This is a genomic window from Streptomyces sp. NBC_01460 (genome assembly GCF_036227405.1).
Lineage (GTDB): Bacteria > Actinomycetota > Actinomycetes > Streptomycetales > Streptomycetaceae > Streptomyces.
Window position 1 is genome coordinate 5,928,538 of sequence record NZ_CP109473.1, and the last position, 24,125, is coordinate 5,952,662.

22 protein-coding genes are annotated in these 24,125 nt (G+C 70.5%); 7 read left to right on the plus strand and 15 right to left on the minus strand.

The features are described 5' to 3' along the window. Positions 1-35 precede the first annotated feature (35 nt). Positions 36-287, minus strand: a complete 252-nt coding sequence (locus OG488_RS26865) for a DUF397 domain-containing protein (RefSeq protein ID WP_329233233.1) — start codon at positions 285-287, stop codon at positions 36-38. Next, positions 284-1,105 carry a helix-turn-helix domain-containing protein gene (locus tag OG488_RS26870; RefSeq protein ID WP_329233235.1) on the minus strand — a complete coding sequence of 274 codons (822 nt, stop codon included), beginning with the start codon at positions 1,103-1,105 and terminating at the stop codon, positions 284-286. The genes OG488_RS26865 and OG488_RS26870 overlap by 4 nt, the downstream gene beginning before the upstream one ends. Positions 1,106-1,216: 111 nt before the next feature. Here OG488_RS26870 and OG488_RS26875 point away from each other — a divergent pair, with 111 nt between their 5' ends. The 3 genes from OG488_RS26875 to OG488_RS26885 are packed head-to-tail and all read left to right on the plus strand — an operon-like array spanning position 1,217 to position 3,351. Further along, a complete protein-coding gene (locus OG488_RS26875) occupies positions 1,217-1,663 on the plus strand; it encodes an ATP-binding protein (RefSeq protein WP_329233236.1) in 447 nt (148 codons plus the stop codon). A 15-nt stretch (positions 1,664-1,678) separates the two neighbouring features. Continuing rightward, entirely contained in the window at positions 1,679-2,719 is a 1,041-nt protein-coding gene (locus OG488_RS26880; protein WP_329233237.1) for an NAD(P)/FAD-dependent oxidoreductase, read from the plus strand. Continuing rightward, entirely contained in the window at positions 2,716-3,351 is a 636-nt protein-coding gene (locus OG488_RS26885) for an SAM-dependent methyltransferase (protein ID WP_329233239.1), read from the plus strand. The genes OG488_RS26880 and OG488_RS26885 overlap by 4 nt, the downstream gene beginning before the upstream one ends. Positions 3,352-3,414: 63 nt before the next feature. Here OG488_RS26885 and OG488_RS26890 read toward each other — a convergent pair whose 3' ends face one another. Continuing rightward, on the minus strand, positions 3,415-4,029 hold the full coding sequence (locus OG488_RS26890; protein ID WP_329233241.1) for a YceI family protein: 615 nt from the start codon (positions 4,027-4,029) through the stop codon (positions 3,415-3,417). A gap of 240 nt (positions 4,030-4,269) precedes the next feature. Between OG488_RS26890 and OG488_RS26895 the strand changes: the two genes are divergently transcribed. Beyond that, complete coding sequence (locus tag OG488_RS26895; protein ID WP_329233243.1) at positions 4,270-4,794, plus strand: hypothetical protein; 525 nt, start codon at positions 4,270-4,272, stop codon at positions 4,792-4,794. Between the two features lie 130 nt (positions 4,795-4,924). Here OG488_RS26895 and OG488_RS26900 read toward each other — a convergent pair whose 3' ends face one another. The 4 genes from OG488_RS26900 to OG488_RS26915 all read right to left on the minus strand — a co-directional run bounded on the left by OG488_RS26900 (position 4,925) and on the right by OG488_RS26915 (position 10,177). Further along, positions 4,925-5,527, minus strand: coding sequence for a hypothetical protein (locus OG488_RS26900; RefSeq protein ID WP_329233245.1), 603 nt, complete (start codon positions 5,525-5,527; stop codon positions 4,925-4,927). A 101-nt stretch (positions 5,528-5,628) separates the two neighbouring features. Next, entirely contained in the window at positions 5,629-7,374 is a 1,746-nt protein-coding gene (locus OG488_RS26905; RefSeq protein ID WP_329233247.1) for an amidohydrolase, read from the minus strand. Between the two features lie 159 nt (positions 7,375-7,533). Further along, on the minus strand, positions 7,534-8,853 hold the full coding sequence (locus OG488_RS26910; RefSeq protein ID WP_329233249.1) for a metal-dependent hydrolase family protein: 1,320 nt from the start codon (positions 8,851-8,853) through the stop codon (positions 7,534-7,536). A 112-nt stretch (positions 8,854-8,965) separates the two neighbouring features. After that, entirely contained in the window at positions 8,966-10,177 is a 1,212-nt protein-coding gene (locus OG488_RS26915) for a glycoside hydrolase family 64 protein (RefSeq protein ID WP_329239042.1), read from the minus strand. A gap of 682 nt (positions 10,178-10,859) precedes the next feature. Here OG488_RS26915 and OG488_RS26920 point away from each other — a divergent pair. Further along, positions 10,860-12,443: an acyl-CoA carboxylase subunit beta gene (locus OG488_RS26920; protein WP_329233250.1), complete on the plus strand. Its 1,584-nt coding sequence runs from the start codon at positions 10,860-10,862 to the stop codon at positions 12,441-12,443. A 62-nt stretch (positions 12,444-12,505) separates the two neighbouring features. After that, complete coding sequence (locus OG488_RS26925) at positions 12,506-12,709, plus strand: acyl-CoA carboxylase subunit epsilon (protein ID WP_329233252.1); 204 nt, start codon at positions 12,506-12,508, stop codon at positions 12,707-12,709. Positions 12,710-12,822: 113 nt separating this feature from the next. Here the strand turns inward: OG488_RS26925 and OG488_RS26930 are convergent, their stop codons facing one another. From OG488_RS26930 to OG488_RS26965, 8 genes are all read right to left on the minus strand, one after another. Then, positions 12,823-13,404: a GTP-binding protein gene (locus tag OG488_RS26930; protein ID WP_014048542.1), complete on the minus strand. Its 582-nt coding sequence runs from the start codon at positions 13,402-13,404 to the stop codon at positions 12,823-12,825. After that, complete coding sequence (locus tag OG488_RS26935; RefSeq protein WP_329233254.1) at positions 13,385-14,059, minus strand: DUF742 domain-containing protein; 675 nt, start codon at positions 14,057-14,059, stop codon at positions 13,385-13,387. The genes OG488_RS26930 and OG488_RS26935 overlap by 20 nt, the downstream gene beginning before the upstream one ends. An 89-nt stretch (positions 14,060-14,148) precedes the next feature. After that, the gene (locus OG488_RS26940; RefSeq protein ID WP_006127847.1) at positions 14,149-14,562 is read right to left on the minus strand and encodes a roadblock/LC7 domain-containing protein; all 414 of its coding nucleotides are present in this window, start codon (positions 14,560-14,562) and stop codon (positions 14,149-14,151) included. A 10-nt stretch (positions 14,563-14,572) separates the two neighbouring features. After that, on the minus strand, positions 14,573-17,767 hold the full coding sequence (locus OG488_RS26945) for a nitrate- and nitrite sensing domain-containing protein (RefSeq protein ID WP_329233256.1): 3,195 nt from the start codon (positions 17,765-17,767) through the stop codon (positions 14,573-14,575). A 351-nt stretch (positions 17,768-18,118) separates the two neighbouring features. Next, positions 18,119-18,700, minus strand: coding sequence for a GTP-binding protein (locus tag OG488_RS26950; RefSeq protein ID WP_014153856.1), 582 nt, complete (start codon positions 18,698-18,700; stop codon positions 18,119-18,121). Continuing rightward, a complete protein-coding gene (locus tag OG488_RS26955; protein ID WP_003966010.1) occupies positions 18,681-19,088 on the minus strand; it encodes a DUF742 domain-containing protein in 408 nt (135 codons plus the stop codon). Before OG488_RS26955 ends, OG488_RS26950 begins: the two co-directional genes overlap by 20 nt. A 134-nt stretch (positions 19,089-19,222) precedes the next feature. Then, entirely contained in the window at positions 19,223-19,636 is a 414-nt protein-coding gene (locus OG488_RS26960) for a roadblock/LC7 domain-containing protein (protein ID WP_006127850.1), read from the minus strand. Between the two features lie 9 nt (positions 19,637-19,645). Beyond that, complete coding sequence (locus OG488_RS26965; protein ID WP_329233257.1) at positions 19,646-23,278, minus strand: nitrate- and nitrite sensing domain-containing protein; 3,633 nt, start codon at positions 23,276-23,278, stop codon at positions 19,646-19,648. 608 nt (positions 23,279-23,886) lie between these two features. On the opposite strand from OG488_RS26965, the gene OG488_RS26970 reads away from it, so the two are divergent. After that, positions 23,887-24,069, plus strand: coding sequence for a hypothetical protein (locus tag OG488_RS26970; protein ID WP_329233258.1), 183 nt, complete (start codon positions 23,887-23,889; stop codon positions 24,067-24,069). Positions 24,070-24,125: the final 56 nt, after the last annotated feature.

Sequence of the window (24,125 nt, forward strand, 5' to 3'; positions counted from 1 at the left end):
GCCTGGCACCTGTGTGATCCGGGGGAGACCGGCCGTCAGAGGGCGGCGCGGACGAACGCGGCCCACGCGGCCGGCGGCACCGTCAGGACCGCGCCGTCGGTGACCTTGGAGTCGCGGATGTGCACGGCGGAGGGGTGAGCGGAGACCTCGACGCAGGCGCCGCCCTGGTCGCTGCTGTAGCTGGACTTGGTCCATTCGTAGGCGACTTCGAGGCAGTCGCCACCTTGGCTGCTGCTGTAGCTGGACTTGAACCAGTCGAGGGCTTTACCGCGTGCTGCGCGAGTCATGACTCTCCAAGCAGGTCATCCAGTAGGCGCGCGCTGTTCTCGACGGAAAGCGCCTGCGAACGCAGCATCCCATATTTCTGCTGGAGCAAGCTGACCTGGTCCGGGTCGTCGTGCAGCACGCTGGTCAACTGCCCTTCGACGTAAGCGAGGTGGTCATGGTCAGGTGTCTCCAAGAGCACCATGGGACCCGCGAGGCCGGCGTGCTTGGGGAGCTTCCTGGGCATGATCTGCAAGCCCAGGAAGGGGAGTTCCATGCACTGCCGCAGATGGGCGAACTGCTCCCGGCGCATTGCGGAGTCTCCGATCTCGCCACGAAGGATGCCCTCCTCCAGGATGAAGTGGAGCATCGGCCGGGGTCTGCGTTCGAGGAGCTTCTGCCGCTCCATCCGGGCGGCCACCCACTCCTCCTGTTGCTCCTCCTCGATGGGTGGGAAGAGACAGGAGAATACGAAGCGTGCGTACGCCTCTGTCTGGAGCAGTCCCGGCACCACTTGATTCTCGTACCACAGCAGCGTCACCGCCTCCTGCTCGTACTCCACGAAGTCCTGCACGAACGCCGGGAACCGCTCCCTCTGCGGCACCTTCGCCACCGCGATCCCCAAGACACCCTTCGTGTCCAGCAGTTCGTCCAGCTGCGCCGCGAAGTCCGCCTGGAGCGGCCGGCGGCCCTGTTCGATCGAGGCGATCGTGTCCTCGCCCACGCAGAGCCGGTCGGCCAGCGACGCCTGCGTGAATCCGGCCGCCCGGCGGAGGGCGGCCAGCTGCGCGCCGATGACGTGCCAGGACGTGACGCGCTTGTTCCTCTTCACCGAGTGCATGCCGTGCCTCTCCCCGTACGCGAGCCCGCCGGACCCGTCAGCGCGCGTACAGACGTGGTGTACGACCTGACGCGGTGACCCACAGTAGTGATGCCCTGTGAGAGTCGTCCCGTGAATGAACCAACGCAACTCGCCTCCTTTCGTGAGGCGTTCTACCGCCGTGAGCGCAGGTCCGTCCCCCTCGCGCGCCAGTTCGTCCGGGAGGCGCTGCTCGACTGGGCGTGCGAGGTGGACCTCGAGGAGGTGCTGCTCTGCGTGAGCGAGCTCGCCACCAACGCCCTGGTCCACGGCGTACCGCCCGGCCGGGGATTCCGGGTGCGGCTCACCTGGGGTGACCTGCTCCGGATCGAGGTCGACGACAGCGGCGGCGGCGAGGTCCGTGAGGAGCGGGGCTCGGCCCCGTACGCGGAGTACGGGCGCGGGCTGCTGCTGGTCGGGGCACTCGCCGACGCCTGGGGGGTGGGCGAGCGGGACCCCGGGAAGACGGTCTGGTGCGAATTTGCCGGTTCGGCAAGCGAGCTTGTCGAATCGGCGCCCCGCGCGCACCATCTCCCGTAACAGGAGGTGATCCGCATGAGCGAGACGAACCAGCGGTACGACGTAGTGGTGATCGGCGGCGGGGCCGCCGGGCTGAGCGGGGCGCTCGCCCTCTCCCGGGCCCGGCGTTCGGTGCTCGTGATCGACGCGGGCAGCCCGCGCAACGCACCCGCGTCCCACGCGCACAACTACTTGGGCAGGGAGGGTGTCCCGCCCCTGGAACTGCTGGCCATCGGCCGGGCCGAGGCGGCGGACTACGGAGCCGAGATCGTCCGGGGCGAGGTCGTCTCGGCAGAGAGGCTGTCCGACGGCTTCCGTGTCGTACGGGAGGACGGGAGCGCCGTCGAGGCGCGCCGTCTGCTGGTGACCACGGGAATCGTGGACGAGCTGCCGGCCGTCGAGGGCCTCGCGGAGCGCTGGGGCCGCGACGTGCTGCACTGCCCGTACTGCCACGGCTGGGAGGTGCGGGACGCGCCGGTCGGGATTCTGGCGCTCAGCCCCATGGCCGTGCACCAGGCCCTGCTCTGGCGGCAGTGGACCGACGACGTGGTGCTGTTCCGGCACGGACAGGCCGACTTCGGTGACGACGAGTACGAGCAGCTCGCCGCCCGGGGCATCTCCGTCGTGGACGGCGAGGTGACCGCGCTGGAGGTGACCGGCGACCGGCTCACCGGTGTGCGGCTCGCCGGGGGCACGGTGATCCCGCGCGAGGCGCTCGTCGTCCAGCCGCGCTTCACCGCCCGGTCGGCGGTCCTGGAGGGGCTCGGCCTGGTGCCCACCGAGATGACGATGGGTGACCACGTCGTCGGCACGTACATCGCGGCCGACCCTGCCGGGGCGACCGACGTGCCCGGCGTATGGGTGGCCGGTAACGTCGCCAACCTCATGGAGCAGGTCGTCGGAGCGGCGGCGGCCGGGCTGAAGGCGGCCTCGATGATCAACATGGACCTCGTCACCGACGACACCCGCCGCGCGGTCGACGCCCGCCGCGCACCCTTCTCGGCCGAGGCCGAGCGCCGGGTCACCGAGCGCGTGCTCGGCGACCGCCGTCATGGACTTCAGGAGACGACACGATGACCACCGACAGCACCCGCACCGACGCCGAGATGTGGGACGACCGGTACCGCGAGAGCGACCGGATCTGGAGCGGCGACCCCAATGCCGCCCTCGTCCGGGAAGTGGACGGGCTGAAGCCGGGCCGCGCCCTCGACCTGGGCTGCGGCGAGGGCGCCGACGCGGTCTGGCTGGCCCGGCAGGGCTGGACGGTCACCGCCACCGACATCTCCCGGGTCGCCCTGGACCGGGCGGCCGGTCACGCGGCGGACGCCGGCCTCGCGGACCGGATCGACTGGCAGTGGCACGACCTCGGCGCGTCGTTCCCCGAGGGGGAGTTCGACCTGGTCTCCGCCCAGTTCCTGCACTCGATGGGCGACCTGCCCCGTGAGGAGATCCTGCGACGGGCGGCGTCGGCGGTCGCGCCGGGCGGGGTGCTGCTGATCGTCGGACACGCGGGCTTCCCCTCCTGGGAGCACGACCACCCGGACATCGAACTTCCGACGACGGACGAGGTCCTCGCGTCCCTCGAACTCCCGGAGGGGGAGTGGGAGGTGCTGCTCAGTGCCGAGCACGAGCGGGTCCAGAACGACCCCGACGGCAACCCCACCACCCGGACCGACAACGCGCTGAAGGTCCGCCGCACCGCCGGATGACGACGAGCGCCCGCCGCCCTCCCCCGAAGGGGAGAGCCGGCGGGCGCGCTCGGTCCGGACGCGTCAGGCCTGCGGGGCGGCCTTGATGGCGGAGATATCGAAGCTCAGCTTGACCTTGTCGCCGACCAGCACGCCGCCGGTCTCCAGCGCGGCGTTGTAGGTCAGGCCCCAGTCGGAGCGCAGGATCTCGGCGCTGCCCTCGAAGCCCACGCGCTGGTTGCCGTAGGGGTCGGTGGCGGAGCCGTTGAACTCCAGGTCGATGGAGAGCGGACGGGTGACGTCCTTGATGGTGAGGTCACCGGTGACGCGGTACGTGTCGCCGCCGAGCTGCTCGGCCTGCGTGGACCGGAAGGTCATGAGGGGGAAGGTCTCGGCGTCGAAGAAGTCCCCGCTGACCAGGTGGCCGTCGCGGTCGGTGATGCCGGTGTCGACGCTGGAGATCTTGACGTCGATGGACGCGGTGGAGGCGGCCGGGTTCGCGCCGTCCAGCACCAGGGTGCCCTCGTGGTCACCGAAGGAGCCGCGCACGTTGGTGACCATGGCGTGACGCACGGTGAAACCGATGCTGCTGTGCGCCGGGTCGATCGTGTAGGTGCCGGTCAGGGCCGCCAGCGCCGGGTCCACGGCGAGGGTGGCGGTGGTGGACGGGGCGGTGTTCTTGCGGTTGAACAGAGCCATGGCTCCTCCTCGGGACGTGGTCCGACGCGTTCTGTACGACAGCTCGTCGAACGTTTGGTTTAACCTTCAACGAGTTTGACTGTAGACCTCTTTTGTTCAAAGTTCAACATCAAGGGTCCAGGCCGGTCCGAAAGTCGCGGAAAGGGCTGGGCGCACCCGCGCCACCCCCTGGCGGACGCGCGTAGATGTGGGGCACTATCTCCCTGCCCCCAAATTGTCATGAGCAGGAGGACTTCCCCCATGCTGACCCGTCCCAGACTCCGCTCGGCCCTCACCGCTCTCGTTCTCGTCCTCGGCGCCCTCTTCGCGCCCGGCGTCGGCGTACTCGGCGGCGGTGCCACCGAGGCGCACGCCGTCACCAAGCTGACCCACTCGCAGGCGACCTCCCGCTTCTCCTCGTCGGGGATCACCTGGTCGTCCTCGGGTGGCTGTTCCAACCGGAACGTCTCCACCTGCACGTCCTTCGACCAGCTGAACCTGACCAGCGCGCAGGGCGCCCAGACGCTGAAGAGCGCGACGGGCTGCGCGCTCAACATCACCGGCGGCACCGAGACCGGGCACGCCAGTGGCACGTACTCGCACTGGAACGGTTACAAGCTCGACTTCGGAAAGACCACCTGCCTCACGAACTACGTGAAGGGCGTGTTCAGCTACATCGGCCTGCGGGGCGACGGCGCCCCCCAGTACAAGTCGGGCTCGGGCAACGTCTACGCCGACGAGGGCAACCACTGGGACGTGACGTACTACAACTGCGGCGGCTGCTGACGCGCACACTCCCCGCGCGTGAAGGTGCCCCCGCCCGGGCGGGCGGGGGCACCCTCACATGCGTGACCGGAACGGGCGGACCGAGCGGGAGACCTCGGACGCAGGTCGGCCCGAGCCCGTGGCAGGGCCCTCAGTCGAACCAGACGACCAGGCGCACGCAGGTGTCGCCGTGCCGTTCGGCCAGCACCCGCATGGCGGTCAGAACGGGCGCCCACGTCGCGGCGTGCACGGTCTGGCGGCGTGTCAGCGGCTCGATCCTCAGGAGGACGTCGCCGTCCTCCCACTCCGTCCCCGCCGGCCACCCACGGCCGTCCGGGGGCGGAGCCTGCCCGGAGAGCTCCGCGAGGCGGTCCACGGGGAAGGCCCGCTCCTCGAAGACCCACGCGTCGCCGGGGGCACTCCGCCGGTAGCGGTGGAGGTACGTGTCCGGCTCGGGCGTCGCCTCCTCCCAGTCGGCCGCTGCCAGCTCGGCCCAGGTGATCCAGGTCGTGCCGTGGCCGAGGTGCGCCTGGGACACCGTCTCCGAGACGTCCTCGGGCAGGCCTCTCGCCAAGGCCAGCGGTTCGAGGCCTCCAGGGTGGTTCCGGACCCCGAACAGGCTGCCGAACGCGGCGTAGTCCCGGTAGTCGTAGAGGTGGTCCAGCTCGATGGCGGGCTGCCAGAAGGGCGCGGGGTCGCCGTCGGCGGAGTACCCGTGGCGGCACTCGATGAATCCGTAGATGTCCGTACCCATGGCCGACATGGTGCGCCGGCCGCCGGGCGGACGGCGACCGGATTACCCGGGGGCTTCCGTCGACGCACGCCGTGCGTCGACGGAAGCCCACGGAGCCACGCTCAGACCTGCGGCTCCAGCGCCGGTCCGAGCGAGGCGAACTTCTCCTTGCTGACGACCCGGCGGGGCGGCCAGGTGATGTTCTCCGGCGGCCAGCTCTGCCCCGTCCTCTTGAGGAACCAGGCCGGCGGCTCGTACATGGGCGGCTCGTAGCCCTCCGGCAGCGCGGTCTTCCAGGTCAGGCCCTTGGTCCGCTTCTCGAACTCCTCCTTCACCCCGCGCAGCAGCTCCGGCTTCACCAGGAGGTCGACGGCCGTCGCCGCGAGATAGGCGGCGGCGGCCGGGATCGCCGCGTGGGCGGGCGCCGAGCCCGCGCAGGACGCGGTCGACCAGGTGTGCATCTTCGACCCGATGGGGGCGACGGCCGCACCCATGGAGACCGTCGGAACCTGCCAGCTGATATCGGCCACGTCGGTGGAACCGCCGCCCAGGAAGGCCGGGTTGGGCGGCGCCAGCTCACCGACCTTGTCGTGCAGGCCGCTCTCCGGCAGTCCCAGCGAGCTCTGGAGCTCCTTGGCCAGACGCTGGGCGTCCGCGGAGAAGACCGGGGGCCCGATCTGCCGCATGTTGTCGTACATCAGCTCGGCGAAGGCCTTCGAGGGGAGCTGGTTCCAGCACGCCGAGGTGATCCGGTGGCGCACCGATGTGCGGCTGGCGGTCGCCGCCGCCTCCGAGACGGCGATGACCTTGTCCAGGAGCGAGGTGACCCGTCCCACGCTGCCCTCGCGGACGTAGTAGGAGATCTCCGCGATCTCGGGTGTCACATTGGGGATGTCGCCCCCGTTGTTGATCACCCAGTGCAGCCGAGCCGAGGGCGCCATGCTCTCCTCGCGGAGGAACTCCGACATGGTCGCCATCATCACGGCGGCGTCCAGCGCGCTCTTGTTGCCGAGCGGGGTACCGCCGTGGCCGGCGACACCGAGGAACGTGAAGGTGACGGCCGTCATCGCGTTGGAGGTGCCCCAGCCGGTGGCGTTCCCGGTGGAGGGGTGCCAGTCGAGGAAGGCGTCGAGCCCGTCGTAGACGCCCTTGCTCACGGCGTACGTCTTGCCGATCAGCTGCTCCTCGGCGGTGGAGCCGAAGAACTTCACCGTCACGTCGAGCTTGTGGCGCCGGGACGCCTCCGCGACCGCTGCCGCTGCGGCGGCCGCCGCGGTCCCCAGGGCGCAGTGCCCGCAGCCGTGACCCGGCCCGTAGCCCGGCGCGAACGGGTCGTGGACGTACTCCTTCGGGTCGTGCTCGCCCACGCCCTTGTTCTGGGACAGGCCGGGCAGGGCGTCGTACTCACCGCTGAAACCGATCACCGGGCCGCCCTTGCCCCGGGTGTACGTGGCGGTGAAGGCGGTCGGGAAACCGGCCGTGCCGAACTCCACGTCGAAGCCCGCCCTGCGCAGGAAGTCGGCTTCGGCGAGGGAGGAGTTCCACTCCCGCAGGCTCAGCTCCGCGTGCTCCCAGATCTCGTCGTTCAGCGCGTTGATCCGGGACGTGTTCCGTTCGATCCAGCCGAGCGCGGTGCGCTTGGCCGCCGAGTCCTGGGCGAGCCCCTCGGGCGGGGTGTAGGCGGCGGAGTCCACCGCGGCACCGGCGGCCTCGTCCGACGCCGCGGCCATGGCCGGATCCGCTGTCGCGCCCATCGCCGTGGTGGCGATCCCGGCGGCCCCGAGCATCTGCATGATCCGGCGGCGGCTCAGCCCGTCGCCCGTGTGTACCGCGTGGTCGTGGTCGCTGGGGTCGTGCAAGTCGCACACGGGCGCCTCCGGTCCGATGGCATGTACAAGTACAGTGCCCGGCACTCTCCATTCCGGTTGTTGCGAAGTCAATAGGTACGCGTAACCGCGGAGTTACGCGCTCCGCTTCCCGCGGCGCCACCGGCTCAGGGGCGCCCGGCGCCTGAGCCGGCACACGCCTCAGGGGCTGAGCGCGGGGAGGACGCCGCCGAGGACCCCCGCCCGGTCGACGGCGATCCGCCCCTCCTTCACCACCGCCAGGATGTGCGCGGGTTCGCCGAGCGCCGCGATGTCGGTCAGGGGATCGATGTCCGTGACCACCAGGTCGGCCACCTTGCCCGCCTCCACGGTGCCGGTCGTCCCGTCGACGCCGCACAGCCGGGCGGCGTCGCGCGTCGCGGCCACGAGGGCCGCCATCGGGGTCAGCCCGGCGATGTCCACGAGCAGCCCCAGTTCCTGGAGATTCCTCCCGTGGCCGACGGCCAGGCCGCTGTCGGTGCCCATGGCGATCCTGACCCCCGCCGCGGCCGAGCGGGCCACCGACTCCTGGGCGATCCGGTGCCAGCGGACCCCCTTCTCGTACGCCGCCGGGGAGGTGTGCGCGGGATCCAGGTCCTGGGTCGTCTCCAGCAGCGTGGGCACCAGGTACTGGCCCCGGTCGACCATCTCGGCCCGCAGTCCGTCGTCCAGGGCGTAGCCGTGCTCGATGCTGCTGACGCCCGCCCGGACGGCGGCCTCGATGCCCGGCCGCCCGATCGCGTGGGCGGCGACCGGCAGACCTCCGTACGCCCGGGCCTCCTCGACCGCGGCCCGGATCATCTCGGGCCGCAGCCCCAGCCACTCGGGTCGGTCGTGGGGGGAGGTGACGCCTCCGCTCGTGGCGAGCTTGACGCAGTCGGCGCCCGCCGCGACCAGCTCGCGCACCCGGGCGCGCATCTCGTCCACGGAGTCGACCAGGCTGCGCGGGCTCTCGGGGAAGGTGACGGCGAGGGCGAGCCCGTCGATGCCCCCGGCGAGGGTGAAGTCGGCGTGACCGGCGCGCTGGCTGAGCATGGTGACCGAGACCAGCAGGCGGGGCCCGGGGATCCTCCGCTCGGCCACGGCCTGCCGGAAGCCCGCGTCGAGGCCCATCAGATCGCGGGCGGTGGTCACCCCGTTCTCCAGGGTGACGCGGAGCCGGTCCAGCACCTTCAGGGTCCGGTAGCTGGGCAGCTCGGAGAGGCCCTGCAGGGGGTTGCCGGCCGGCCCGGGCAGGGCGAAGTGCACATGGGTGTCGATGAAGCCCGGGCACACGGTCCGGCCGCCGAGGCCGAGCCGCCGCACGGGTCCGAGGTCCGGGGGCAGACGCGTCTCGGGACCGGCCCACCGGATCACCTCGCCCTCGATCAGCAGAGCGGCGTCCGGCACGGGGGCGCCGCCGGTGCCGTCGATCAGGCGAAGGCCGTGGAGGAGGACCCGGGCACCGGACTCGCCGGCGGGCGGTTCGTCGAGGGAGGGCATCCGACAACGATCCGCCGCGCGGGGCGGCGGCGCAGGCCGGACTGGGCCGCACGGGTACCGGACGCGCCGCAGGGCCGCCCGGGGGGAGGGGCGGCCCTGCGGCGCGGGAGCGTCAGGAGCCGACGGTCACCGTGAAGCGGCGGGGGTTGCCGTCGTGGGCCGCCCCCGAGACGTCCGGCTCACCGTCCGGGCGCACGTCGTCGTACGGGAACGCGTAGCCGATCGGGGAGTTCGCGTGGACGACGCGCGACCAGTGGTTCGTCACCGCGCCCTTGTAGTAGTCCGCGACCGAGGTCCCGTTCGGCTGCTGCGGGTGGCTGAGCATGATCGAGCGGTTGAAGCCGGCCGCGATCCTGGCCAGCAGCGCCTTCTTGTCGTCGGAGTCGCCCGGGTTGTTCGTGAAGGGACCGTGGTTGCAGGTGAAGATGTCCTTCGACGTGGGCTTGACGAAGGTGTGACCGCCCTCGAACGTCAGGGTGTCGCCGCTGACGCGGCCCGCCAGGGTGCCCCGGCCGCCCTGGAGGTCGATCCGGAGGTCGGTGGAGCGGTACTTCTCCCAGACCTCGTCGATCTGCGCGGTGAACAGGTCCCGGAACGGCATCTGGTCCGGGCGGTCGAAGAACGGGGCCATCAGGTTCTGCGGCGACACGACCCGGAGGACCTTCCCGTCCGCGCCGCGGGTGACCAGCTCGTCCCAGGGCTGACCGTCGGAGGCCGCCTGGGCCGTGAGGTCGTCGGCGATGCGCTGGACCGCGCCGTCCGGGAGCGGGGCCACCGTGTGCGTGGCGTCACCCTCCAGGGTCAGCCCGATCGGGAGGGCGGTCACCAGGTCGACGTAGCTGATGTTCGCGTACAGCTGCTGCGGGTTGAAGGTGAACTCGCAGAACGACCAGGTGCGCCCGTAGTTCGGGTCGGTGGACGTCGCGAAGGCCGGCTCGACCAGGGAGGGGCCCGGGTTGAGGTAGAAGTCCAGCTTGTCGTCGCGGACGAAGTAGACCCGCGCGCCGTACATCTGCGGCAGGGTCAGGACGACCGGCCCGGCCCCCGCGGCCTTCAGCGGGATGGCGCAGTCCACCGGCAGCGGGGTCTGCGGGGCACCGGGGGAGTCGGGGCGGTAGACACTGCCGTCGGGGCGCAGGAGCACCCAGCGGTCCGTGCCCTGCTCGTGGCCGGTGACGTACGCGTGCACCGTGCCGGGCAGCGAGCGGTTCTCCAGCGCCAGCTCGCACGTCGCGGCCGCCGCCGAGGTACGGGGGCTCAGGGCGCTGCCCCAGAGGGGGTAGGTGAGCGCGGTCGCGGAGGCGGCGGCGCCCGTCAGGAACATTCTGCGCGAAATCACGGAGGAACTCCTGGGTGTGGGGGTCGCAGACAGGGGTCAGGGGGTGGTGCGGGGAGGTGGAGCGGTGGGGGGTGTCTGCGGTGCGCACCACTCTTGCGAGGCCTCCGGTGAGCGTCAAGAGTTATGGCTGAGAGCGCTCTCAATAATTGCCGTTCTTCACAACTCGACGCTCCAGGAAGGGGTTTGGCCACGCGTGGTCGATCGCCGGATGCGCGGAGTGAACAGGAACTGAACGCGTCGACGACCGGAGCCGGCTGCGGGCGGAGGGGGGGGCGTGCGCCAGCGTGCGGCTCGCGATGGAGGGTGCCGCTCGCCCCCCGTGGGCGCCGCCCGGGTACTGTCCTCCTCGCCACGGACGGATATGACCTCCCGCAGCGGGGGCGGACGCCCGGCGCGCGCCTCCGCCGGCGAGGGATCCGGCGGCGCCCCCTGCCATTGCGGTGCGCCCGGTCGCCCGCCCGGTGTATCCACGGCGTGGCGCGCGGCCCCGGTGTGTGGCCGGGGCCACAACACGGGCTTTGTCGGAGCCCTACAACGTGAGAGCCCCGTGAGCTGGCAGATGGGTTGCATGATGCCCCGGTTCTGTCAGGTGCCACCAGTAAACCGGGCAGGAGACTGTCCGGAGTCAACGGCAGGGTTTCCGCGGTCGGGTTCGTAGGGTCGACGTATGACCGTTGTGGACGAAATCCCGGGCGAGCCGAGCGACACGCGTGGCCGGGTGGCCGAACTGCTGGCGCTGCGCGAGCAGGCCCGGCGCGGGCCGAGCGAGCGCGCGACCGAGGCGCAGCACGCCAAGGGCAAGCTGACGGCGCGGGAGCGCATCGCACTGCTGCTGGACGAGGGGTCGTTCAAGGAGGTCGAGCAGCTGCGCCGTCACCGGGCGACCGGCTTCGGCCTGGAGGCCAAGAAGCCGTACACCGACGGTGTCATCACCGGGTGGGGCACGGTCGAGGGCCGGACGGTGTTCGTCTACGCGCACGACTTCCGGATCTTCGGCGGGGCGCTGGGCGAGGCCCACGCCACGAAGATCCACAAGATCATGGACATGGCCATCTCGGCCGGTGCCCCGCTGGTCTCCCTGAACGACGGCGCCGGCGCCCGTATCCAGGAGGGTGTCTCCGCGCTCGCCGGGTACGGCGGGATCTTCCAGCGCAACACCCGGGCCTCCGGTGTCATCCCGCAGATCAGCGTGATGCTCGGCCCGTGCGCGGGCGGCGCGGCCTACAGCCCCGCCCTGACCGACTTCGTGTTCATGGTCCGCGAGACCTCCCAGATGTTCATCACCGGACCGGACGTCGTCAAGGCGGTCACCGGCGAGGAGATCACCCAGAACGGCCTCGGCGGCGCCGACGTGCACGCCGAGACCTCGGGCGTCGCGCACTTCGCGTACGACGACGAGGAGACCTGCATCGCCGAGGTCCGCTACCTGATCGGCATGCTCCCCTCCAACAACCGGGAGAACCCGCCGGTCGTCCCCAGCGACGACCCGGCCGACCGGCGCGGCGACGTCCTCCTGGACCTGGTCCCGGCCGACGGCAACCGTCCGTACGACATGCACAAGGTCATCGAGGAGCTCGTCGACGACGGCGACTTCCTGGAGGTCCACGAGCGGTGGGCCCGCAACATCGTCTGCGCCCTGGCCCGGCTCGACGGCCAGGTCGTCGGCATCGTGGCCAACCAGCCGCAGGCGCTGGCGGGTGTCCTGGACATCGAGGCGTCCGAGAAGGCCGCACGTTTCGTCCAGATGTGTGACGCGTTCAACATCCCCATCGTCACTCTGCTGGACGTACCCGGCTTCCTGCCGGGCGTCGATCAGGAGCACGGTGGGATCATCCGGCACGGTGCGAAGCTGCTCTACGCGTACTGCAACGCCACCGTGCCGAGGATCTCGCTGATCCTGCGCAAGGCCTACGGAGGCGCGTACATCGTCATGGACAGCCAGTCCATCGGCGCCGACCTCACCTACGCGTGGCCCACCAACGAGATCGCGGTGATGGGCGCGGAAGGCGCCGCCAACGTCATCTTCCGCCGGCAGATCGCCGACGCCGAGGACCCGGAAGCCATGCGGGCCCGCATGGTCAAGGAGTACAAGGCCGAGCTGATGCACCCCTACTACGCGGCCGAGCGCGGCCTGGTCGACGACGTCATCGACCCCGCCGAGACGCGCGAGGTACTGATCGCCTCGCTCGCGATGCTCCGCAACAAGCACGCCGACCTGCCGTCCCGCAAGCACGGCAACCCCCCGCAGTAGTCGCAGCCGCAGCGGCGACCCCGCCCACGTCCGCGATCACCTGCCCAGAAGACGGAGACACCATGAGCATCACTCCCGCCGATTCGGTCCTGCGCGTCGAGAAGGGCCAGGCAGGCCCCGAGGAGCTCGCCGCCATCACCGCGGTCCTGCTCGCCCGCGCGGCCGCCCAGCCCGACGCGCCGGCCCACCGGGGCCGCAGCACCGCCGGATGGCGCCGGCTGGAGCGCACTCCCGGGTTCCGCGCCCCGCACAGCTGGCAGGGCTGAGAACGGCCACTGAGGCCGTTCCAGGGCCCGTAGGGCCTGTAGTACGGCCCGTACGCACGACAGAGGCCCCGTACTCCTCAGGAGTACGGGGCCTCTGTCGTGCGGCGACGGGGTCAGCGCAGGCGGGCCATGAGGGCGTGCTCGACCAGGGTGATCAGCGCGCTCTTGGCGTCCGCGCGGTGCCGGGCGTCCGTGGTGAGGATCGGGGTGTCCGGGCCGATCTGGAGGGCTTCGCGTACTTCGTCGGGTGTGTAGGGCTGGTGTCCGTCGAAGCCGTTGAGGGCGATGACGAAGGGGAGGCCGCTGTTCTCGAAGTAGTCGACCGCGGGGAAGCAGTCGGCGAGGCGGCGGGTGTCGACGAGGACGACGGCGCCGATGGCGCCGCGGACCAGGTCGTCCCACATGAACCAGAAGCGGTCCTGTCCGGGGGTGCCGAACAGGTAGAGGATCAGGTCCTGGTCCAGGGTGATGCGTCCGAAGTCCATGGCCACCGTGGTGGTGGTCTTGTCCCCGGTGTGGGTCAGGTCGTCGATGCCCGCGGACGCGGACGTCATCACGGCTTCGGTGCGCAGCGGATTGATCTCCGAAACGGCACCGACAAACGTGGTCTTACCCACGCCGAAGCCCCCTGCCACCACGATCTTCGCCGAGGTAGTGGAGCGGGCCGCTCCGCCGCTAGAGCTTGCGAAGTCCACTGAGCACCCTTTCGAGCAGTGTCACATCTGGTTGGCCGCCGGCGGCCTCGTCGCCGCCGGGCTGATGGATAGCGACGAGTCCGGCCTCGGCCAGGTCGGCGACGAGGATCCGGGCAACGCCGAGGGGGATCGAGAGGAGGGCCGACACCTCGGCCACCGACTTGATCTCGATGCAGAGCCGGCAGATCCGCTGGTGCTCGGGCAACTGCCCTTGCAGCCGTGACGGATCGGCCGTGGTGCTGACCAGCGCCTCGATGGCGAGCTGGTACCGCGGCCGGGTCCGGCCGCCGGTCATGGCGTACGGGCGGACCAGCGGGTTGTGCGCCGCCGGCTTCGCGGGCGCCGGAGCCTGCCGCTGAACCGGCTGGATGCGCGACGGCGGCGCGTCGTAGCGCTGCGGCGGCTGCTGTCCCTGCTGCGGCTGCTGGTAGTGCGGCTGCTGCTGGGGCCACCCGGAACCGGGCTGCTGGGGCTGCTGCTGCCAGTCGCCGCCCTGCGAGCCCTGATGGGACTGCTGGTAGGGCTGATACGGCTGGTAAGTCTCTTGCGGGCCCTGTCTGCCGGGCACGGAGGGGGTGTCGAAACGGTTGTCACCCTGCTCACCCGGGACCCGCTGACCGCCCTCGTACGGGTGTCCGCCTGTGGGTGCTGCCACGTTTCCTCCTCCGAATGCCGGTCGCCATCCCAGTGGTGCCGCGCCACCGCACCTTATGGCGCGGTGACGAGAAACGCACTGTCTGTCTATTAGTTAAGAAGACTTCCCTGGAGTTCGGCGCGGAGATCCGGGGTGAGAACACTTCCTGCACGGTCTACGAGAAGTGCCATTTCGTACCCAACCAGGCCGATATCGGCATCCGGGTGGGCGAGAACGGCGAGTGAGGATCCGTCAGAGATGGACATGATGAAGAGGAATCCTCGCTCCATCTCCACAACGGTCTGATTCACGGCGCCGCCTTCGAAGATCCGCGAGGCACCCGCGGTCAGCGACGTCAGACCGGAGGCGACGGCCGCCAGCTGATCGGCGCGGTCCCGTGGGAAACCTTCGGACATCGCCAGCAGGAGTCCGTCGGCGGAGACCACCACCGTGTGCGACACCCCAGGGGTGTTGTCCACGAAGTTGGTGATCAACCAGTTCAGATTCTGCGCCGCCTGGCTCATCGGGCTCACACTAACGCTCCTGGTTGTAGGTATTACTTGTGTCCGACCCCGCGGTGCGACCCCGCAGGACACCACGGCGCAGGTTGCTCAACCTGCCCCGCACGTCCTCGGGAGCGCGGGAGACCTGTGGGCCGCCCTGCTGGGTCTGCTCCGCCGTGCCCTCGACCAGATTGGCCTTGGGCACGCGCCGAGGGAGTCCGGAAGGAGTGATTCCGCCCGCCTTCGGGTCCTTGAGCTTCTCGGCCCGCTCCCAGCGCTCGTCGTTCGCCGAGCGCCAGTCGTCGGGGCCCTCCCCGCCGGCCGGCTCGGCCTGCGGCTGCTCCGGCTGCGGCCGCTGCCGCTGTTCCGGTGCGGCAGGCTGATCGTTTCCGCGGCCGGTGGGCTGCCAGTGCTGCTGGCCGGCGCCCCGGCGCGGAAGACCCGCCTCGGTCAGGTCCTGACCGGGATTCGGCGTGGGTCCCTGGTGGTCGAAGCCTACGTGTTCCCGGGTCTCGGCGGGAGCGCTCGGAGCGGATTCCGCTTCGGGCTGCGCCATGGGCTCGAAGGACTCCTGGTAGGAACCCTGTCCCGGCCAGTCTCCCTGGTGGGAGTGGTCGTTCTGCGGAGCGAACTGGTCGGCGTACTGCTCCTGCTGACCGTCCGGAGTGGCGTACCCGGCTTCCGGATAGGCGTTCTGCGCCGGTTCCTGGTAGCCGTTGCCGGCGTAGGGGTCGTAGCCGCCCTCGTAGCCGGGCTGCGCGTACTCCTGCTGCTGGGCGTACTGCCCGGAGGCGTACTGCCCCTGGTCGTACTGCCCCTGGGAGTAGTCCTGCTGCTGTCCCGCACCGTTGTCCTGGAACGCCGGGCGGTCGCCACCGGTCTGCGCCTCCAGCGCGGCCCGGCGCTCCTCACGCATCAGCGAGCGGTTGACCGGGTCCAGCTGCGGGGAGTCCGCGGCCTCGGTGTCGTAACGCGAGTCGTCGAAGCCGAGCTCCGCCGCCGTACGCATCGGCGCGTGGTGCGGCATCGGGTCGAAGGCCTGCTGCTGCGGCTGCTGCTGCTCGGGGATGATCGAGGAGACCGTGAAGTCGCTCTGCTGGGCCGACTCGCCACCGCCACCGTGCGTGATCGCGTCCGGCAGCATGACCAGCGACGTGGTCCCCGCCTGCTCGCCCGAGGGGCGGAGCTGGACGCGGATGCCGTGCCGGTCGGCCAGCCGGCCGACCACGAACAGACCCATCCGCTGGGACACCGCGGCGTCCACGGTCGGCGGGTTGGCCAGCTTGTGGTTGATGTCCGCGAAGTCCTCCGCGGTGAGGCCGATGCCCTTGTCGTGGATCTCGACCATGACGCGGCCGTCGGGCAGCCGGGTCGCGGTGACCCGGACCTTGGTCTGTGGAGAGGAGAAGGTGGTGGCGTTCTCCAGCAGCTCGGCCAGCAGGTGCACGAGGTCGGTCACGGCCTGGCCGTGGATCTCGCTCTCCGGCACACCGGTGAGCTCGATGCGCTCGTAGGACTCCACCTCGGAGGAGGCGGCTCGCAGCACGTCGACCAGCGGCACCGGCTGGTTCCAGCGGCGGCCCGGCTCCTCGCCGGCGAGGACGAGGAGGTTCTCGCCGTTACGGCGCATACGCGTGGCCAGGTGGTCCAGCTTGAAGAGGCTCTCCAGCTGGTCCGGGTCGGCCTCGTTGTTCTCCAGGTCGGTGATGAGGGTCAGCTGGCCCTCGATGAGCGACTGGTTGCGGCGCGACAGGTTGGTGAAGATCGCGTTGACGTTGCCCCGGAGCATGGCCTGCTCGGCGGCGAGCCGGACCGCCTCACGGTGCACCTGGTCGAAGGCGCGGGCGACCTCGCCGATCTCGTCCTGGCTGTTGATCGGGATCGGCTGCACGCGGGTGTCCACCCGGCCCGGCTCGGTCCGCGACAGCTGGTCGACCAGCATCGGCAGCCGCTGCTCGGCGATGGTGAAGGCAGCCGTACGCAGCTGGCGCATCGAGCGGCTCATCTGGCGGGCCATGAGGCCGGCGATGATGAAGGCGGCCAGCAGCGCGATGATCACGATCGCCGCGTTGACGATGGCGTCGTTCCTGGCGTCGGTCGAGATCTCCGCCGCCTCGGCCACGGCCTTGTCGACGAGCTCGTTCTCGACCGTCGAGTAGCCCTCGAACTTCGCGGTGGAAGCCGCCATCCAGGTCTCGGGGGTGATGCCCTTGGCCTTCAGCTGGTCCGGCTGCTTGCCCTGGCCGATCTGCTGGGCCATGCCGTCGAAGACCGAACCGTCGATGCTCGGCGGTGCCACGAAGGGCTGACCCGTGGCCTTGGCCTGCGCCGCGGCCTCCTTCAGCTGCGCGGCACCCTCGGCGGCCTTGCCGGCCATGACTTCCTTGAGCCGGGCCGCGTCGGCCTCCGTGCCACCGGAGACGAACTCGCCGAGAGCGATCTGCTCCAGGTAGTTGTACGAGCTGAACGCCGTGACCTGGCCGTTGAACTTGCGCTGCTCCTGGCTCGGACGCACCAGCAGGTGCATGCCGATCGAGCGCTGGAGCGACTCGGCGGCCTTGGCCAGCTCGATCGCGTACACGGTCCGGCCGTAGCTCGTGATGTTGCCCGTGCCCAGACCGAGCTCGTTGGAGAACTCCATCAGAGAGTGCTGGACCTTGGTGTAGCCCTCTTCCGTCTTCACCGGGTCCATCGCCTCGGCGTAGGCGGCCTTCCTCAGCTCGGGGAGCAGGGGCTCCTCGACCTTGAAGAGCTTCAGACGGCGGTGGAGGCCCGCCTTGTCCGGCATGTTCTGCACGGCGGCGTCGAACTTCCGTGCGGCGCCGTCCGTCGTCGCGCGCACCTGCTCCACCTCGGCGGCGGTGCGCTTGTTGGACAGCAGGGGCTGAGCGGTGAGGTCACGCTCGTTCAGCAGCGCCTGCCCGTACTCCGCTGCCGCACGGACGACCAGGGCCGTCTTCTCGGCGTCCTGAGCCTCGTTCCAGGTGTCGACCGACCCCTTCACCTGGAAGCCGCCCATGACCAGGCCGACCAGCGCGGGTATCAGCAGAATCGCGTTCAGCCGGGTGGGCACCCGCCAGTTGCGCGGTGACAGCCGGTTGGTACTGCCGGCCGCCGGTTCCGCCTCGGACGACGTGTCCGCAGGCGGGGACAGCGCAGCGCGCGGCGGCGGGGTGAAGTTGCCCCGCTCCGGCTGCGCCGCGGAGCCCTCGTTGCTTCGCCTCACTCGACCAACAACCTCTCGGCGTCGGCACCTACGTTGTGCCGGAATTATCGTTCAGGGGGCCGTACTACTGGGTAGTTCGAGGCATTGCAGCACGCGGACCGGTCGCGTTCCAAACAGTCGGAATGAGTGATTCCGGCTACGGCCGCCCGGAGATAAAACGGGCATAAAGAGCGAGCCCCGTCAAAAGGCGAGGCTCGTATGAGCACAGTGGTACCGGTCGTGCGCATCGGGTATTGATGAGGCTCCAATTCTCTGTCGAAATGTTATGAACGCGGGGGCGGATCGTGTCAAAGGACACAGGCCGCCCCCGCGTGACTACAGCAACTTCCGTAGATCGCTACCGACTTGCGACTACTTCAGCCGGGCCATGAGGGCGTGCTCGACCAGGGTGATCAAACCGCTCTTGGCGTCCGCGCGGTGCCGGGCGTCCGTCGTGATGATCGGGGCGTCGGGGCCGATCTGGAGGGCTTCGCGTACTTCGTCGGGTGTGTAGGGCTGGTGTCCGTCGAAGCCGTTGAGGGCGATGACGAAGGGGAGGCCGCTGTTCTCGAAGTAGTCGACCGCGGGGAAGCAGTCGGCGAGGCGGCGGGTGTCGACGAGGACGACGGCGCCGATGGCGCCGCGGACCAGGTCGTCCCACATGAACCAGAAGCGGTCCTGTCCGGGGGTGCCGAACAGGTAGAGGATCAGGTCCTGGTCCAGGGTGATGCGTCCGAAGTCCATGGCCACCGTGGTGGTGGTCTTGTCCCCGGTGTGGGTCAGGTCGTCGATGCCCGCGGACGCGGACGTCATCACGGCTTCGGTGCGCAGCGGATTGATCTCCGAAACGGCACCGACAAACGTGGTCTTACCCACGCCGAAGCCCCCTGCCACCACGATCTTCGCCGAGGTGGTGGAGCGGGCCGTCCCGCCGCTAGAGCTTGCGAAGTCCACTGAGCACCCTTTCGAGCAGTGTCACATCCGGCGCGCCGCCGGCCTCTCCATTGCCCGGCTGGTGGATGGCCACCATGCCGGCTTCCGCCAGGTCTGCCACGAGGATCCGCGCCACACCCAGGGGCATGGACAGCAGGGCCGAGACCTCGGCCACCGACTTGACCTCGCGGCACAGGTGGCAGATCCGCTGGTGTTCGGGGAGCAGGGTCCCGAGGTGGGCGGGGTCTGCTGTGGTGCTGACCAGCGCCTCTATCGCGAGCTGATAGCGAGGCCGGGTCCGGCCGCCGGTCATGGCGTAGGGGCGGACCAGCGGCTGGTCGCCTTCACCGTCGTACGACGCGTGGTGCAGTGCGCCGTACGGATCAGGTGAGGCGGGTGGCGGGGTCATAAATCCTCCGGGCGTGACAGCAGGGTGTCGGCTTGCCGTCTGAAGGTGGCCGGTGGGGGGCTGTGTCGGCCGGACGGGTGAGGGTTTTGAGTAGTACCTGGGGGGATCGTGTCAGGTGTATGCCGCATGGCCGCCTAGTGGAGCAGACTTCCTTGTAGCTCGGCGCGCAGGTCGGGGGTGAGGACGGTCCCCGCGCGGTCGACGAGGAGTGCCATCTCGTACCCGACCAGACCGATGTCCGCGTCCGGGTGCGCGAGGACGGCGAGCGAGGACCCGTCCGAGATGGACATGAGGAAGAGGAAACCTCTCTCCATCTCCACGACCGTCTGGCTCACGGCGCCGCCTTCGAAGATCCGGGAGGCCCCCGCCGTCAGCGACGTCAGCCCGGAGGCGACAGCCGCCAGCTGATCGGCGCGGTCGCGCGGGAAACCTTCGGACATCGCCAGCAGCAGGCCATCCGCGGAGACCACCACCGTGTGGGACACCCCTGGGGTGTTGTCCACGAAGTTGGTGATCAGCCAGTTCAGATTCTGCGCGGCCTGACTCATGGGGCTCAACTAACGCTCCTGCTGGTGAGTGGGGCCGAGTTGGAAACTGCCGGTAGACGAGCCGGTGTTGGCCTGTCGTCCCTGCTGGATGCCCCGGCGGAGATTGGTCAGACGGCCGCGTACGTCATCGGGCGCACGCGAAACCTGAGGTCCGGACTGATGATTCTGCTGTTGAGCAGTGCCTGGCACCAAATTGGCACGTGGGACACGGCGGGGCAGCCCGGAAGTGGTGATCCCGCCGGCGGCGGGCTTCTTGACCCGCTCCGCCTGCCGTACGAGTTCGTCGTTGGGTGAAGCGCGCCACGAACTGGTGGCACCGGTGTCGGCCGCACCACGCCGGGGCATGGCCGGAGGCGGGGTGCCGACGGGCTGAGGAGCGGCCGGCGCCTGCGGCTCCGCGGCGGGCGGCTGGCCGCCCTGCTGCGGGCCGTGGAACCAGTTCGTCTCCAGCGTGTCGTACAGCGGCGTGCGCCCGTCGCCGGGACCGGCCGGCGGCAGCGCCTCGGGCTGCTGCGGCAGGGCCGGGGGACGCGGTGCGCCGAAGTCGGCGTTGTCGTTCCGACGGGGAGCGGGAACCTGCGGGGCCTGGGCGCCGTAGCCCTGGCCACCGTAGCCCTGGTCCTGCGGCATCGGCGCGTTGAAGTCGGGACGGGCGAACTGGGCGGTGCTCGCCGGGTCCTGGCCCTGCGGGGCGTGGGGCGCCTGCGGGGCCGAGAAGTCCGGCCGGGCGAACTCCGCCGTTGCACCGGGGCCCTGGCGGTCGTTCATCGGCGGACGCTGGTTCGGCGGGCTGAACGGCTGGTTCGGGGCGGAGGTGCCCGGCCGGGCGAACCGGCCGGCGTCGTGCTCCTCGTGACCGCGCGGTGAGTCCGGCTGCGTACGCCGGGGAGCGCCCTGCTCCTCGACACCCCAGCTGGTGTTCTGCGGGCGCTGCGGGCCACCGCCGGGCAGCTCTGCCCGCGGTCCGCCCGAGGGCGGCAGCTGGCGGCCGGGGCCGCCGGGCTGCTGCTGACCGCCCTGCTGCGGCTGCGGCGCCTGCCGGGCCGGCGGGCCGCTCTGCTGGCCGGAGTGGCCGAAGAGGTTGGGCCGGCCGGAGTCCGCGCCGGCCGAGGGGTCCTGCGGGGGCCGCGCACCCGGACGGGCGCCACCGGCGAAGGCGCCGGCGAGGCCGCCGCCACCCTGGCGCGGGGCCTCGGGCCGGCCCTGGTTGGGCTGGCCGGGACCCTGCTGGCCGTTGCCCTGCTGGCCGGGACCCTGCTGCGGCTGACGCGGTCCGCCGTCGCGCGAGGGGAGCGCGGCCCGCGGGGACGCGCCCGCGCCGACCTGGCCACGCGGAGCGGTGGCACCGAGCCCCTTGGCGGGAGCCGCGCCGGGACCGGCGAGTCCGGGACGCTGGCCGCCCGCGGCGGGAGCACCGCCGGCGAGGAGGCCGCCCGGGGCGCCGCCCTGGGGGCCCTTGCCCTGCTGGCCCGGCTTCGGCGGCTGCTTGCCGCCGTGCGCGACCTCCATGGGCAGCATGACCAGTGCGGTCGTGCCGCCGGAGTCCGAGGGACGCAGCTGGATGCGGATGCCGTGACGCAGGGACAGCCGGCCGACCACGAACAGACCCATGCGCCGGGACACCGAGACGTCCACGGTCGGCGGCGAGGCGAGCCGCTCGTTGATCGCGGCCAGGTCCTCGGGGGAGAGGCCGATGCCGGTGTCGTGGATCTCGACGAGCACACGGCCGTCGGGCAGCGCGTGACCGGTGACCCGGACCTTCGTCTGCGGCGAGGAGAACGACGTGGCGTTCTCCAGCAGCTCGGCGAGAAGGTGCACGAGGTCGTTGACGACGCGGCCGGCGACCTCGGTGGCGGGAACGGCGGCCAGTTCGATGCGCTCGTACTGCTCCACCTCGGAGGCGGCGGCACGGAGCACGTCGACCAGCGGCACGGGCCGGGTCCACCGGCGTCCCGGTTCCTCACCCGCGAGGACGAGCAGGTTCTCGCCGTTACGGCGCATACGGGTCGCGAGGTGGTCGAGCTTGAACAGCGAGGACAGCTGGTCCGGGTCGGCCTCGCGGGACTCCAGCTCGGAGATGAGCGAGAGCTGACGCTGGATGAGGCCCTGGCTTCGGCGCGAGAGGTTGGTGAACATCGCGTTGACGTTGCCTCGGAGCAGCGCCTGCTCGGCGGCCAGACGGACCGCCTCGCGGTGCACGTCGTCGAAGGCCGCGGCCACCTGGCCGATCTCGTCCCGGGAGTGCACACCGACCGACTCGACGGAGGTGTCGACGTCCTGCGGGTCCGTCTCGGAGAGCTGCTTGACGAGCTCGGGCAGCCGGTCCTGGGCGACCCGGGTCGCGGTGTCCTGCAGCCGGCGCAGCGAGCGGATCATGGACCGCGCCACCACGAAGGCGCCGACCAGCGACACACCGAGGACGATGAGGATGATCGCACCGTTGAGGATCGCGTCGCGCTGCGACTCCTCGCGGAGCTCGCGGGCCTTGCTCTCCATCTCACCGAGGAGCGTCTCCTCGATGGTCTTCATGGCCTGGATCTTGTTCGAGCTCTGGTCGTACCAGTCCATGTACGTACGGGTCTTGCCGTTGCCCTCCATGCCCAGCGGGCTGTCGAGCACCTTCTTCGCGTAGATGTCCGCGGCGGTGATCTCGGGGTTCCCGTTGTCCAGCGGGGCCAGGAGCTCGGCGGAGCTCTTGCCGGTGGACTCGTAGGTCGTCTCGAAGGTCTTGAGGGTCGTGCCCGCCTTGCCGAGCGCGTTGCGCCCGAACGCCTGGTCGTTGTCGTTCAGGTGCGTCTTGTCGCTGTCACCGCCCGGCAGGGCCGCGGCGATGATCGCGCGCTCGACGGAGGCGTACTCCTTGGAGGAGGAGAAGGCGGCCAGCGCACGCGTCCGCTTGATCATCTCGGGGTTGCTGGTGGCCTGCGCCATGTCCTGCGAGAGGCTCAGCAGCGAGGTGATCAGCTGGCTGTACTGGTCGACCGTGTTGAGGCTGGGGCTGTCCTTGGCGTACGCGTCCTTGCGGATGCTGGTGATGTTGCCCAGCTGGACGCCGATCTGGGCGACGCTCGCGTGGATGCTGTCCAGGGCCGCGTCGCCGGGGGTGTTGCCTATCTCGTCGGTCGCCTCGAAGAAGGCGTCCTTGGCGCGGTCGGTGCGCTCGCGGGGCTGGGTGACCTTGTAGTCGGTGGCCTTCACGCCGTTGGACAGCGGGCCTGCCGACTTGTCGCGCTCCTCCTGGAGCGCGTTGGCGAGCGCGGTCGCCTGCTTGGTCATCTTGGTGAGCAGCTGCATGTGCTCCAGCTGGTCCATGTCGTTCATGGACTCGTTGATCCGCAGTCCGCCCAGGGTGGTCGCCGCGACCACGGGGAGGGCGAGCAGGGAGACCAGACGCGTGCTGATGCGCCAGTTGCGCAGGGCCAGGCGCGATCCGGCCGTGGTGGGTCCGGCCGGTGTGGCCGGCGTCGCGGTGTCCGCGCCGCCGGTGCCCGTCGTGCCGGAGCGCTGCGCACGCTCGCCGCCGTCACCGGCCGCGCCGGGATTCTGGGCGTGCTGGGGTGAGGAACCGCGGTCGTTCCCGCCCCGCGGCTCCTGGTCCGCCGGGGTTTCCCCTCGGCCCTGGCGGGGCTGGGGCGACCCCATGCCATCCCTCTTGAAACGTCCCTGCACTAGCGTCGCAACCTCTGGACCAGGCGTCCCTCCGCGCGTGGCGCGGTCGGACGGTGTCGGCGTCGTGGGGCGCTGGACGCGCCCCATGGTGGTCGTGAGTGACCGGCGTACTTCCCCCTCCCGCCGCCACTCGGCGCTGCGTTGCGCCCCTGCGCGCTGGGCCTGAAACCCGCGGCGGTGCGTGGAATTCCAGCACAGTGGAGGATCTCCAACAAGGCCCGCGTACCGGGCTGTGACCTGGATGACACGGTGTGATGGGTGGATCACAAGGCGTGGAGCGTGTTCACGGTCAAACCGGGCAATTAAGGGTGCACCCTCCCGGGGTGACAGGTGTCCCAGACGCCATGATCGGGAGCGGAATGGCAGATTCAGAGCCGTATTGTCGGTTTTGCATCCCGTGATCAACTGTCTGGAATGAGCGAATTGTCGGCAACTTCGTGAGCAAACTCACATGATGATCGCCGTCTCATCCCGGCCACGTCCGGGAATCCGATGTTTAGCCTGAAGCTTTACAGGGATAGCGAATCCGACAACCGGCGCACCTCCGGGCCGCGCCCCAGCGACAAGGGTCCACACGGCAGATGAAGACGACGATGACGTTCCGCAACATCGCCAACCCCCGGCGCACGACGCTGGCGCACCTCGAGGACGCCGCCGCGCTGCAGACGCCGGAGCAGCGGGAGCACGCCGTCGACCTGCCGACCCAGACGGCCAACCCGCGCCGCACCATCCTCATGGAGGCCCCGGTCGCGGCGGCCGGCTGACGGCCCTGCGCACGGCGTCATGCGCACGGCTGTCCCCCTCTCCCGCGTTAGCCTGG

Bases quoted from the DNA above. Each gene is read 5' to 3' on its own strand.
- OG488_RS26960 (WP_006127850.1), bottom strand. From the start codon at position 19,636: ATGAGTCAGGCCGCGCAGAATCTGAACTGGCTGATCACCAACTTCGTG.
- OG488_RS26915 (WP_329239042.1), bottom strand. From the start codon at position 10,177: ATGTTCCTGACGGGCGCCGCCGCCTCCGCGACCGCGCTCACCTACCCC.
- OG488_RS26895 (WP_329233243.1), top strand. From the start codon at position 4,270: ATGCTGACCCGTCCCAGACTCCGCTCGGCCCTCACCGCTCTCGTTCTC.
- OG488_RS26955 (WP_003966010.1), bottom strand. From the start codon at position 19,088: ATGACCCCGCCACCCGCCTCACCTGATCCGTACGGCGCACTGCACCAC.
- OG488_RS26965 (WP_329233257.1), bottom strand. From the start codon at position 23,278: ATGGGGTCGCCCCAGCCCCGCCAGGGCCGAGGGGAAACCCCGGCGGAC.
- OG488_RS26865 (WP_329233233.1), bottom strand. From the start codon at position 287: ATGACTCGCGCAGCACGCGGTAAAGCCCTCGACTGGTTCAAGTCCAGC.
- OG488_RS26970 (WP_329233258.1), top strand. From the start codon at position 23,887: ATGAAGACGACGATGACGTTCCGCAACATCGCCAACCCCCGGCGCACG.
- OG488_RS26925 (WP_329233252.1), top strand. From the start codon at position 12,506: ATGAGCATCACTCCCGCCGATTCGGTCCTGCGCGTCGAGAAGGGCCAG.
- OG488_RS26885 (WP_329233239.1), top strand. From the start codon at position 2,716: ATGACCACCGACAGCACCCGCACCGACGCCGAGATGTGGGACGACCGG.
- OG488_RS26920 (WP_329233250.1), top strand. From the start codon at position 10,860: ATGACCGTTGTGGACGAAATCCCGGGCGAGCCGAGCGACACGCGTGGC.
- OG488_RS26890 (WP_329233241.1), bottom strand. From the start codon at position 4,029: ATGGCTCTGTTCAACCGCAAGAACACCGCCCCGTCCACCACCGCCACC.
- OG488_RS26910 (WP_329233249.1), bottom strand. From the start codon at position 8,853: ATGCCCTCCCTCGACGAACCGCCCGCCGGCGAGTCCGGTGCCCGGGTC.
- OG488_RS26870 (WP_329233235.1), bottom strand. From the start codon at position 1,105: ATGCACTCGGTGAAGAGGAACAAGCGCGTCACGTCCTGGCACGTCATC.
- OG488_RS26940 (WP_006127847.1), bottom strand. From the start codon at position 14,562: ATGAGCCAGGCGGCGCAGAATCTGAACTGGTTGATCACCAACTTCGTG.
- OG488_RS26900 (WP_329233245.1), bottom strand. From the start codon at position 5,527: ATGGGTACGGACATCTACGGATTCATCGAGTGCCGCCACGGGTACTCC.
- OG488_RS26880 (WP_329233237.1), top strand. From the start codon at position 1,679: ATGAGCGAGACGAACCAGCGGTACGACGTAGTGGTGATCGGCGGCGGG.